Annotated in this window: 6 protein-coding genes; 4 read left to right on the forward strand and 2 right to left on the reverse strand. The window is 69.3% G+C overall.

Annotation, left to right across the window (positions count from 1 at the left end):
* Positions 1–66: 66 nt before the first annotated feature.
* Genes Q9246_RS12070 through Q9246_RS12085 form a run of 4 tightly spaced genes read left to right on the forward strand, consistent with a single transcriptional unit; the run spans position 67 to position 5,376 of the window.
* Positions 67–3,060, forward strand: coding sequence for a sensor histidine kinase (locus Q9246_RS12070; protein ID WP_306397787.1), 2,994 nt, complete (start codon positions 67–69; stop codon positions 3,058–3,060).
* A gap of 55 nt (positions 3,061–3,115) precedes the next feature.
* Entirely contained in the window at positions 3,116–3,748 is a 633-nt protein-coding gene (locus tag Q9246_RS12075) for an outer membrane beta-barrel protein (RefSeq protein WP_306397788.1), read from the forward strand.
* Positions 3,749–3,758: 10 nt separating this feature from the next.
* Entirely contained in the window at positions 3,759–4,403 is a 645-nt protein-coding gene (locus Q9246_RS12080; protein WP_306397789.1) for a porin family protein, read from the forward strand.
* A 34-nt stretch (positions 4,404–4,437) separates the two neighbouring features.
* Positions 4,438–5,376 carry a DUF3108 domain-containing protein gene (locus Q9246_RS12085; protein ID WP_306397790.1) on the forward strand — a complete coding sequence of 313 codons (939 nt, stop codon included), beginning with the start codon at positions 4,438–4,440 and terminating at the stop codon, positions 5,374–5,376.
* 13 nt (positions 5,377–5,389) lie between these two features.
* Here the strand turns inward: Q9246_RS12085 and Q9246_RS12090 are convergent, their stop codons facing one another.
* Entirely contained in the window at positions 5,390–7,042 is a 1,653-nt protein-coding gene (locus Q9246_RS12090; RefSeq protein WP_306397791.1) for a peptide chain release factor 3, read from the reverse strand.
* A gap of 283 nt (positions 7,043–7,325) precedes the next feature.
* Positions 7,326–11,987: a pilus assembly protein gene (locus Q9246_RS12095; protein WP_306397792.1), complete on the reverse strand. Its 4,662-nt coding sequence runs from the start codon at positions 11,985–11,987 to the stop codon at positions 7,326–7,328.
* Between the last annotated feature and the right edge of the window lie 19 nt (positions 11,988–12,006).

The following is a 12,006-nucleotide window of genomic DNA, read 5'->3' on the forward strand; positions in this document are numbered from 1 at the left end:
CGCCATGCATGGTTTTGGGCAAGAATCCGTCTCATAAATACAAAACAATTTTACGGAAAACCTCACATGCCACTGCTTCATGCACGCCTGGCACGGTGCCTCATCGCGGCCATGCTGGCCCTGCCGCCATGCGCCGCGACCGGCGCCGCCGCGCCGCCCTGGACCGCCGACCTCCAGCACACCTCGTGGACGCGCGCGGACGGCGCCCCGTCCGCCGTGTATTCACTGACCCAGGGCAGCAATGGCCTGCTGTGGCTCGCCGCCACCGACGGCCTGTACAGCTTCGACGGCGTTCGCTTCGTGCGCCACGACAGCGTGTACGGCCACAAGCTGCGCTCGCAGCAGACGATGGCCGTATCGGCCCAAGGCGACACCCTCTGGGTCAGCTACCAGTTCGGCGACATCAGCCGCATCAGGCCCGACGGCGCGCATCACTACCTGGGCCAGGATTCGCCGCCCACCACGGTATTCCGCTTTGGCCGCGCGGGCGACGGCACCATGTGGGCGATCAGCGGCACCGGCCTGCACTGGCTGGACGGCGAGCGCTGGCGCCAGGCCGGGCTGGCCGACGGACTCCCGCCAGGCCGGCCGCACGGCTTCCTCACGCTGGACGACGGCGGCTTACTGGTTTTCCTGCCCGACGGGATCTACCGCGGCCCGGCCGGCGCCCGCGCGGGCGGCCGCCGCTTCGCCCGGGTGCTCGACGAGCCGCAACTCGGCGCCGGCTTCCTGCGGCCGGACGGCAAGGTCCTGGTCAACGGCCGCGCATCCGGCATCGCACTGTACGACCCGGCCACCGGGCAGATCACGCCATTCCGGATCCGCAATGGCGGCGCCCGGCTGCTCGGCTACGAAGGCGATGCGCGCGGCGGCGTCTGGGTGTCAAGCGGCGCGGCGGTGCAACTGCTCGATGCCGAGGGCAGGCTGGTGCGCCAGTTCGCCACCGCCGCCGGCTTCACCGACGGGGTCCTGAACGCCACGCTCCTCGACCGCGAAGGCAATATGTGGTTCACCACCGCGAACGGGGTGGACCGCATCCGCCAGGCCCGCCTGTCGAGCGTGGCGCTGCCGCCGGGCTTCGTGCCGGCGCTGAGCGTCACGCCAGGCGACGACGGCGCAGTCTGGATCGGCAATACCGACCGCGCCGGCACCTTCGATTTCCCCAGCTTCGTGCTGGCGCCGGACGGATCGCGGCGCACCAGCACCGTGCGCGACGTCAGCGCCAGCCACCGCGCCGCCGACGGCGCCCTCTGGTTCGGCAACGACGCCCACCTGTGGCGGGTAAAGGAAGGCGTCACCCGGCGCTGGCCGTTGCCGCCCGCACTGGCCGGACGCAGCGTCCAGGCATTGAGCACCGATGCCGAGGGCCGGCTGTGGGTATCGGTAATCGGGCACGGGGTCCACACCTTCCACGACGGCGCCTGGAACCCAGGCGGCGGACACGCCGAACTGGCCGGCCCCACCGCGGTCACCATCGCCAGCGACCGCGCGGGGCGGATCTGGTTCGGCTACACCGACAACCATATCGCGGTGCTGGACGGCGCCGCCATCCGCCACTACGGGCCAGGGCAAGGGCTAGCGGTCGGCAATGCGCTGGCCATCGTCCCGGGCCGCGATCGGCTCTGGGTCGGCGGCGACGCCGGCCTGGCCTGGTTCGACGGCGCGCGCTTCATGAGCCTGGACGAGCGCGGCGGCCGTGGCCTGCGCGGCGTCTCTGGCATCGTCGAGCGCGCCGACGGCGAGCTGTGGCTGCACGATACCGGCGGCCTGGCCCGCATCGACGCCGGGCAGCTCGAGACCGCGCTGGATGCGCGCGCCACGCAGGTGGCGGTCGAGCGCTTCGACCATCTGGACGGCCACCGCGGCATGCCGGCCCAGATGCAGCCCCTGCCCTCGCTGGTGCAGGCCGGCGACGGCCGGCTGTGGTTCGCCACCTCGAGCATGGTCGGCCACGTCGATCCGGCCCGGATCGCGCGCAACCCGCGCGCGCCGACGGTGCTGCTGGGCGCCATCCGCAGCAATGCGGGCACCCATGCGCCGGCCGCCAGCCTGGCGCTGCCGCCGCGCACCGACCGGCTCGAGATCGACTTCACCGCCAGCGCGCTGTCGATGCCGGAGCGGGTGCGCTTCCGGTACCGGCTCACCGGCCAGGACGCGGCCTGGCGCGATGCGGGAGGCATGCGCCAGGCGGTGTATACCAACCTGGACCCAGGCGACTACCGGTTCGAGGTCAGCGCCGCCAACGAGGATGGCGTCTGGAGCGCGCAGCCGGCCCGGGTCGCACTGCGCATCGAACCGGCCTGGAACCAGACCCTGTGGTTCCGCCTGGCCTGCGTGCTGGCCGTGCTGGGCGCGGCCTGGCTGCTGCACCGCTGGCGCCTGGCGCGGCTGGCGGCGCGCATGAAGGAGCAGATGCGGGTGCGCACCCGCGAGCGCGAACGCATTGCGCGCACCCTGCACGACACCTTCCTGCAGAGCGTCCAGGCGCTGGTGCTGCGCATGCACATCCTCATGGGCCGGCTCCCGCCCGACACTGGGCTGCGGGCCGAGGTCGAGGACGTGCTGGCGCGCGCCGAGGACGTGATCGACGAAGGCCGCGAACGGGTGCGCCAGTTGCGGGTGCCGGGCGTGCGCCAGGGCTGCCTGGCGCAGGCGCTGTCCGACGCCGGCCTGGCGCTGGCGGCGGCGACTGGCGTGGACTACGTCGAGCGCCACCACGGCCGGCCGCGCCGCCTCGATCCCGAGATCGAGGACGAGCTGTTCACGATCGGCCGCGAAGCCCTGTCGAATGCCTTCCACCACGCGCGGGCGACCCAGGTCACGCTGCTGCTGGACTACCGCGCCGGCGAACTGCACCTGAGCGTGAGCGACGACGGCCGCGGCATCGCGCCCGAGATCCTGGCCAGTGGCGCGCGCCAGGGGCACTGGGGCTTGCCGGGCATGCGCGAGCGGGCGCGCCTGGCCGGCGGCGCACTGGACATCGACAGTTCGCCCGCCGGCACAACCATCAGCGTATGCATCCCGGTAACATCCGCTTACCAAGGCATGCAACCCGCATGAGCGGCGCGCGCTATATCGCGGTATGCTTGCACGACCCACCGCACGAGGAATCCCGATGACCCTGCGCACCGCAGTATTGACGCTCGCCTCCCTGGCCGCCGCTGGTGCCCAGGCCCAGTTGCTGCCCGAGCCGGGTCCCGGCCAGCCGGCCCAGCTCGAACGCAACAAGCCTGAACGGCCGGATCCCTTCGCCGGCAGCCACCAGCCCTATCCGCGCGTGTATGGCGGCGATGTGGCGGCCCAGCCGAACGACCACGTGTTCACCGGCATGCGGCGCGACCCGCGCCTGCTGGGCGGGGTCGAGGTAGCCCCCAACGTCGCCGTCGAGGGCGGCTACCTCAACCTGCCGGACCGCGGCCTGCACAAGGTCGAAGCCGGCAAGCCGGCCGATGCGTCGATCGGCCTGGGCGAGAAAGGCTCGAGCAACCACCTCGCCCTCAAGTACGCGCTGCCAGAGAAAGACGGGCTGTCGGCCTACGGCAAGGCCGGCATCGCGTACACCGAGCAAAAGGGGAGCGGCCGCGTGGAAGCCGCCTCCGACACCGGCCTGTACACCGGCGCCGGGGCCAGGCTCAAGGTCGACAAGCGCACCTCCGTCAGCGGCGACTTCGTGCGCCACGGCGACGCCGCCAGCAAGTTCAAGGACGTGCGCGACGGTATCAAGGCCAACCTCAAGATGGGTTTCTGAGGCAGTCGTCATGCACGCAAGCCGCTTCTGCCTGGCCGCCATCGCGTTCGCCGCCGCGCCGGTCCAGGCGCAACGCGTGGAGCCGGACACACCGGCGGCCCCGGTGGCGCTGGCCGACACCCGCCCGCGCAGCGTGTTCTCGGCGCCGCGCGAACCTCGCGTCGAGACCTACCCGCGCGTGTATGGCGGCAACCTGAACGCGAACCCGAACGACCGGCTGTTCGCCGGCATGTTCAAGACCGACCCGCGGCTGCTGATGGGCGTCGCGGTGGCGCCAGGCCTGTCGTTCGAAGCCGGCTACGTCAATGTGCTCGACCAGGGCTTCCGCCCCGTCAACGAACGTGATCCCGAGGACACCACCGGCGCGATCGGCCTGCGCGGCTTCAATACGCATGTCGCCGCCAGGATCACGCAGCCGCTGGGCGAGCGCGTGACGGCCTATGGCAAGCTGGGGGTGGCGCACAGCCAGAACCGGCGCGGGATGTACCGCGGCGTCGATACCGGCCTGTACACCGGGGTCGGCGCCCGCTACAAGGTCAGCGAACGAGTCTCCGTCGATGGCTCCTTCGAAAACCATGGCCACGCCGCCCGGCGCTTCCAGAGCGAGACCAATTCCAGCAGCAAGGTCAGGGCCAACCTGAACATGGGATTCTGACCGCATTGCCCGCCCGCGCGCTACACTGGCGCCCATGAGATTCTCCGTTTTCCTGGCGCGCCATCGGCGCCTGCTGGGCATTGGCCTGCTGTCGCTGCTGCTGCACCTGGGCGCCCTCGCCTGGTTCGAGCTGCCCGCGCGGTACGCGGCCGACCCGCTCGACGCCGCGCCGCTCGCGGTGCGGCTCGCACGCGCCGAGGCCCGCGCGCCGGCGACGCCCGCCGCGCCTGTCCCGGCACGCAGCGCGCAGGCAGCCGCACCGGTATCCGAACCCGAACCGGCGCCCGAACCTGCCCCCCTGCCGGCACTCGCCCCGCTCCAGTCCAGCGCAGGCGGCGAGCTGCTGCCGGGCGCGATGCCCGGCCAGTTCCGCGTGTCTCCCGCGCCCGCGGCCCGCATCGACTACCGCACCGACGACGGCGGCGCCGCGCGCCTGGACTGGCGCACCGACGGCCGCAGCTACCGTATCGCGGTCGACGGCATCCTGGGAGAACTCGAGAGTGAGGGCAGCCTGGACGACGGCGGCCTGGCGCCGCTGCGCGCCAGCGAGGGCCGCGCCACGACCGAATTCGACCGCGCGCGCGGCGTGATCGTCTCGCAGTCCGGCGCACGGCGCGCCCAGCTGGCGGGCGGCGCCCAGGACCGCGCCTCGCTGCTGCTGCAGCTGGCCGGCATCGGCCGCGCCAACCCCGACCAGCTGCGCGGGGTGCTGGCGTTCTGGATCGGCGCCGCCGGCGGCGCGCGCCAGGAACGCTACGAAGTGATGGGGATGGAGACGGTCGACACCGGGATCGGCGCGCTGGAGGCGCTGCATCTTGTGCAGCTGGCGCCCGAGGGCGAACCACGGCTGGAGCTGTGGCTGGCGCCCGGGCGGGACTGGCTGCCCGTGCGGCTGCGCCTGACCATGCCGGACGGCGCGGTGCGCACCCAGACCCTGGCGGCGCTCGAGGTCGAGGCGCCGCCGGGGCCGTGATGCGGCGGAAACGTCAGGCCAGCTTGGCCGCGTGCTCGCGGGTCGCGTGGAACACCAGCTTGGGCCAGCGCTCCTGGGTCAGGCGCAGGTTGACGCCGGACGTTGCCAGGAAGGCCATATTGCCGGCCGCGTCATACGCGACCTGGTGGCCCAGCTGGTTCTCGAAGTCGGCCAGCGATTTCTTGTCCTCGCTCGAGATCCAGCGCGCGCTGCTGATGCTGCTGCTTTCGAACACCGCGTCCACGCCATACTCGTTGAGCAGGCGGCTGGCCACGACCTCGAACTGCAGCACGCCGACCGCGCCCAGGATCAGGTCCGAGCCCAGCACCGGCTTGAAGACCTGCACCGCGCCCTCCTCGCCCAGCTGCTGCAAGCCTTTGTGCAACTGCTTGACCTTGAGCGGATTGCGGATCCGCACCGTGCGGAACAGGTCGGGGGCGAAGTACGGGATGCCGGTGAAGGTCAGCATCTCGCCTTCCGAGAAGCTGTCGCCGATCTGCATATTGCCGTGGTTCGGCAAGCCGATGATGTCGCCGGCATAGGCTTCCTCGACCTGCTCGCGGCTCGAAGCCATGAAGGTCACGACCGACGACAATTTGACCTCGCGGCCCAGGCGCAGGTGCTTGACCTTCATGCCCTTCTCGAAGCGTCCCGAACACACGCGCAGGAAAGCGATGCGGTCGCGGTGGGCCGGGTCCATATTGGCCTGGATCTTGAACACGAAGCCCGAAAACTTCGGTTCGGTCGGCTCGACCGCGCGCACGGTGGCGTCGCGTTCGCGCGGCGCCGGGGCCCAGTCGACCAGGGCCGACAGGATCTCGCGCACGCCGAAGTTGTTGATCGCGGAGCCGAAGAACACCGGCGTCTGCACGCCCGACAGGAAGCGCTCGAGGTCGAACACATGCGAGGCGCCGTGCACCAGCTCCACTTCCATCTTCAGTTGCTCGATCTCGAGCGGGAACATCTCGGCCAGCTTCGGGTTGTCGATGCCCTTGACGATCTCGAAGGCGCCGTCGGCCTTTTCTTCGCCGGCCTTGAACAGCATGATCTCGTCCTTCAGCAGGTGGTACACGCCGCGGAAGTTCTTGCCCATGCCGATCGGCCAGGTCACCGGCGCGCACTCGATCTTGAGCACCGATTCGACTTCGTCCAGCAGTTCGAGCGGATCGCGGGTCTCGCGGTCCATCTTGTTCATGAAGGTGACGATCGGGGTGTCGCGCATGCGGCAGACGTCGAGCAGCTTGATGGTCTGTTCCTCGACGCCCTTGGCGGCGTCGATCACCATCAGGGCCGAGTCGACCGCGGTCAGCACGCGGTAGGTGTCTTCCGAGAAGTCCTGGTGGCCCGGGGTGTCGAGCAGGTTGATCACGTGCTCGCGGAACTCGAACTGCATCACCGAGGACGCGACCGAGATGCCGCGCTGCTTTTCGATGTCCATCCAGTCGGACGTCGCGTGGCGGCCGCTCTTGCGGCCCTTGACGGTACCGGCCAGCTGGATCGCGCCCGAGAACAGCAGCAGCTTCTCGGTCAGCGTGGTCTTACCAGCGTCGGGGTGGGAAATGATGCCGAAGGTACGGCGGCGCGCGACTTCGCGCGCGGTCGCGCCGGCCTGGCGGGGGGCGGCGACGTCAATGTCGTCGCTGGGGATGTCGGTGTCGTTGGCCATGATCGAGCCCTGTAGTCGGGCCGCGGGCGGCCCTTGTCGGAAAACCCTCGATTTTACCGTTTCCGGGGCGTGCCGTGTGAACAGAAAACGGCGTCCGGATACCGACTGCCCCGGCACGTCATTCCCGCGCAGGCGGGAATCCAAGGTTTGCATGCTTTGCCGCTGACGTCCCATTGCATGGCGGCGGAAAGGACTTGGATTCCCGCCTGCGCGGGAATGACGTGCTGGCGACTGCCGGACTGGCGTGATGCAAGCCGACGACGCTACCTCGCAGCCAGCAAACCTACTCGCGCACCCGGCGCCAGCCGGTGCGGCGCGCGTCCTGGGTCTTGGCCGGCTTCACCTCGGTGGTGATGGTATTGCCCTTGGCGGTGGTGGTGATCAGCTTCAGCGCGCCCGAAGGCAGGCGCACGATGGTGATGCCGACCGCCGCCGCGTCGCCCGACAGCAGGCCGCCGGCGATGTCGCCCGCCACCGCTTCGCCGGTGCACACGTCCAGGAAGTAGGCGTAGCTGATGCCGCCCACCGCGCAGGCGGTCGACGACTGCGGCAGGTTGGTCACCACGGTGAGCGTGCCGGCCACGATCTTCGGATCCAGGTTGACCCGCTCGCCCGGGTTCTTGTCGAAGTCGACGAACCAGCCGCGCTGGCGGCCCAGGTCGGCGATCGTGCCGTCGATCGTGAACTGGTTCGAGCGCGGCACGTCCGGGGCCTTGTCGTCATACGGCCGCGTCTCGGTCAGGGTGCGCTTGGCATAGGTCTCGTCCTTGCGCCAGGTGCCGGCGTCGTAGGCGGCGTCGTCGTCCCTGAGCACGTAGGCGCTCTGCATCTTGGTGTTCTGGATGTCGGGCAGGTCGAGCATGCGCCCGGTGCCGAAGGACACCACGCGCGTGGTCGGCGACGCGCCCTCGCCCTTGTCCACCGAATTGACCTGGCACATGGCGACGTCGGGTCGGGTGGTGATCGGCTGGTTGGCGCCGGCATTGGCCATCAAGAGGCGCTTGACCTTGTCGCCGGTGAAGTCGAAGCGCCACATCTGGCCCTGGTTGTCGCCGCCATACACATAGGTCACCAGCGGATCGGTATTCGGGTTGGCCGTGATCGCCGTGATCTTGGCCAGGCCCGACGGCGTGGTGGTGTCGCCGCTACCGGTGGTGAGGAGGCCCCCATCCATCGCCTCGCTGGCGCCGAGGTTGGCGATCGCCTCGCCGGTGGCGACGTCGATCACGAACAGGTAGCCCTTGCCGCTGCCGGACTGGATATCGTCGGCGCCCGGGATATTGTTGTAGCCCGAGGTCAGGAACACCACCCAGCGCTCGGCGTCGCCGACCTTGATCGTGCCGAACTGCGGATTGCCGAAGGTGAAGCCCATCTCGGGCTGGTGGTGCACGCCGCCGCACACGGCGCGGTCGGCGCAGATCTCCCACAGCGGCTTGGGATCCGCGGGATCGGTGACGTCCAGCGCGTAGTAGCCGCGCCCGCCGGCGTTCAGGCCGGCCACCAGCACCGAGCGCCATTCGCCGTTGATCTTGACGTCGGCCAGCTCGGGCGAGCCGTCGGTGCTGAACTGGTGGCTCGACGCGTAGTTGACGCTGGCCTGGCGGTGCAGCTTCTTCATGGTGATGCGCGGCATATAGGCCCACAACTCGCCGCCGTCGTCGGCGTCGAAGGCGTGCAGCATGCCGTCGTTGGCGGCGATGAAGACCACCGGGTCGCGGCTCGCGTTCTCAGTGCGGTAGGCGCGGTAGTCTTCGCTGCCGTAGGCCTTGCGCGGCTCGCGCAGGTAGGCCGGCTTGGACGAGGCGATGTCGCCCAGAATTTCCAGTTGGGCGCCATTGGTCCCGGTATCTTCGGGTCCGGTGGTGGTGTAGGCGCGCAGCAGGATGTTGTTGGCGTGCTGCTGCTGGCCGCGCAGCCAGCCGACGATGGTCGCGCCATTGTCGACCACGGCGCGCTGGGCGGCCGACATGCGCGCGCACTGCGGCAGCGCCGAGCATTTGTTCGAGAACCAGGCCTGGTCGGCGCCGAGCAGGTCGTAGCTGAATTCGGTGCGCCGGCCCGTCGTCGGATGACGGAACCAGATACTGCGGCTGTCGGAGTCGGCGCGCACCTTCTGGCCCAGGGTCCAGGATGTCTTCCAGTTGACGTCCTTGCTCACTTCGCCGGTGACGACGTCGATCACGCGCTTGCTCAGGTTGCCCGTCCACTTGACCGTGGTGAAGGTGGCCGAGAAGATGTCGCGGTCTTCCTGGGCCACGTTCGGGGTCGAGGTCGCGGCCGCGGCGGCGGCGCCGGTGGCGACCTGGATGTCGTTCAGCACCTGGTTCAGGCTGTCGACCACCTGCAGCGGGTCGGAGGCCGGGAAATACTTGCCGCCGCCATTGATCGCGGCGTGCCACAGGTCGTCCACGCGCGACTGCAGCGCGGTCGACAGGTCGGTGGTGCCGGTATTCGGGTCGGGCCAGACATAGGCGCCGTTCCCGTTCCACGGGCAGCCGGTCTTGACGCCGTTGATCAGGTTGTAGAAGTCGCCGCCGACCACCGGCTTGGTGTCGTAGTTGGGCTCATAGGTCATGATGCCGTCCACGCCCAGGCCCAGCGCGTAGGTGCGCATGTGCAGGTGGGTGTTGCCGGTGCCGGGCACCTGGCCGGTCTTCGAGATGTCGTCGATCTCGGGCCGCAGCGACACGGTGCCGGTGCTCGAGCCGCCGTTATACCAGTACAGGGCGACGTCGGCCAGCGAGGGCAGCGTCTGGGCGCGGGTGTCGAGGCAGCCCTTCTCTTGCGTGCAGAAGCGCGCCGGGTTGACCCGGTTGTCGTTGTTGGCCACGACCTCTTCGTACTCGGCCGGGGTCCAGCGGGTCGCTTCCTTGGTCTGGCGCTTGGGGCTGTCGCCGTTCCAGTAGCCGTCGGTGGTCACGAAGGTGAAGTTCTGCTGGCAGGCATACTCCACCGTCTCGGAACCGACCGGCTGCTTGTAGGGCGACTGGTTGGCGAACATCTTGCCGATCGCGTGCAGGGCGAGGCGCACCGGGGTGCCGCCCGAACTGTTCATCGCGTACAGGGCGTTGTACCAGTCGATCCGGGTCTGGCCCGTGAACGGCCGCGGGCGACTCATCGTGCCTTCGGCGGCGGCGTCCTGCAGGCCCACCAGGCCGACCTTGTAGGCTTCGCCCAGCGGCTGGAAGGCCAGGCCGACGGCGGTCTTCATCATCTGGTTGCGGGTCTTGTAGTAGCTGTACCAGTTGGCGAAGTTGGTCATCTCTTCGTCATAGGTGCAGGTATCGCCCTGGCAGTCGGTGCGCTGGGTCGACTTGGGATAGCTGTTGCGGCTCGAGACGATGTCGGTGCGGATGAATACGCCGGTATCGAAGCCCGAGACAGAGGTCGGCGCGCCGTTCGACGTCGCCGGGGCGCCGCCCCAGCCCAGGCTGCCGGGATTGTCGATCCGGGTATAACTCAGGTTGGCGCCGGCCATGCTCACCGGCGCCACGATGCACACCATGGTGTTGGTGGCCGTCGCGCATTGCGGGGTGATGTTGTTCGGCCCAACATAGGCCTTGATCGTGCCATTGGTGCCGATCTCGCTCGCGATCGCCGACGCGACCTGGGCCGCGGTATTGTTCGAGCCGAAGCGCAGCGAGTCGATCAGGGTGGTGGTGCCGAGTTTCAGCCCATTCAGGCGGCTGCGGCCGCTGGTGCTGCTGCTGTTGGCGCTGCGGCCGGTGACCTGCAGCAGCGCGGTGGCGGCGGTGCCGGAACTCACCAGGATCTCGTCGCCGGTGCGCTCGCCCTCTTTCACCACCGTGCAGTTGTTCTTGTTGGTGACGTTGCGGCCGCAGCTGATCGGGATCACGGCCAGCATGGCGTTCGATTCGAGCGTGATGCCGAAGTCCGAGCAGGCCCGCACCACGCCGCTGGCGCGGACCGCGCAGGCGGTGAATGGCCGCCCCAGGCCCGCCTTGTTGACGATCGATGCGGCCAGCGCGGTGGCCATGGCGGCGCGCTCGTCGGCGCTGTTGGTGCCGCCGGACGCGGTCACCGCGTCGCGCGCGATGTCCTGGGTCGCGGCCACGCCGACCGAGGTCACGCCGGTGATCGTCACCGCCGAATTGGAACCGGAGTCGTTGATGGTGATCGTGGTGTACCAGTTGGCCGAGCGGTTCGGGTCGCCGAAGCGCGGATATTTATAGTTGCCGACGTACTTGGCCTGGCAATCGGTCAGCGCCGTGCTGTTGCACCAGCGAACCGGCGCCGGCACCGGATAGCCGGTGGGCGCCGGGGCATTGACCGCCGTGCTCACGCAGGTCTTGAGGCTGGTATTGGTGCAGTATTCGGCGACGTTGATCGTATAGTAATAGGGATTGCCGCTGACCTGCTCGGGATCGTCGTAGGCCAGGCTCGGATAGGTGTAGCCGATGAGGTTGCGGCGGCACTCGCCGTCGTCGTTGCACCAGGCCAGGTCGGGATAGCCGGTGACCAGGTTGGTCTTGGTCTCGCTGGCGTTGCGCATATTGCGCTTGTCGACGCCGAAGCCGTCGCTGGCGACGTCGGTCCAGTTGCTGGTCTCGCGCGCGGTCTGGCTCGGGTACGAGGTCTGGTCGGCCTTCACCGGCGGCTGGTAGCGCACCTGCGGGTCGTAGTACTGGCGGTTGAACAGTGGCGCCGCATACGGCGCGTCGCCGATCACGCAGCCGCGCAGGCCGCGCGCCAGGGTCGTGCTGGCGCGGCAGGTGGTGTTGTCGTCGACGTAGTCGGGTGTATGGTTCCAGGCCATCGAGCCCGAATCGTCGTACAGCAGCATCAGGTTCGGCTTGACGGTGCCGCTGCCGGTAATGCTCATCAGCGGCAGCGAGGCCAGGCCGGTCGGTCCGGCCGCGGCCGGGAGCGAGGCCAGTCCCATGGCAAGCGCCAGGGCCAGCGCGGTAAGGGAAGAGAAATTCATGCGCAATCCAATCATGGGA

The sequence above is a fragment of the Telluria beijingensis genome, from assembly GCF_030770395.1.
In the GTDB taxonomy this organism is placed as follows: Bacteria; Pseudomonadota; Gammaproteobacteria; order Burkholderiales; family Burkholderiaceae_D; genus Telluria; species Telluria beijingensis.

Coding starts and splice junctions, on each gene's coding strand:
- Q9246_RS12070 (WP_306397787.1), top strand. CDS start 67: ATGCCACTGCTTCATGCACGCCTGGCACGGTGCCTCATCGCGGCCATG.
- Q9246_RS12075 (WP_306397788.1), top strand. CDS start 3,116: ATGACCCTGCGCACCGCAGTATTGACGCTCGCCTCCCTGGCCGCCGCT.
- Q9246_RS12080 (WP_306397789.1), top strand. CDS start 3,759: ATGCACGCAAGCCGCTTCTGCCTGGCCGCCATCGCGTTCGCCGCCGCG.
- Q9246_RS12085 (WP_306397790.1), top strand. CDS start 4,438: ATGAGATTCTCCGTTTTCCTGGCGCGCCATCGGCGCCTGCTGGGCATT.
- Q9246_RS12090 (WP_306397791.1), bottom strand. CDS start 7,042: ATGGCCAACGACACCGACATCCCCAGCGACGACATTGACGTCGCCGCC.
- Q9246_RS12095 (WP_306397792.1), bottom strand. CDS start 11,987: ATGAATTTCTCTTCCCTTACCGCGCTGGCCCTGGCGCTTGCCATGGGA.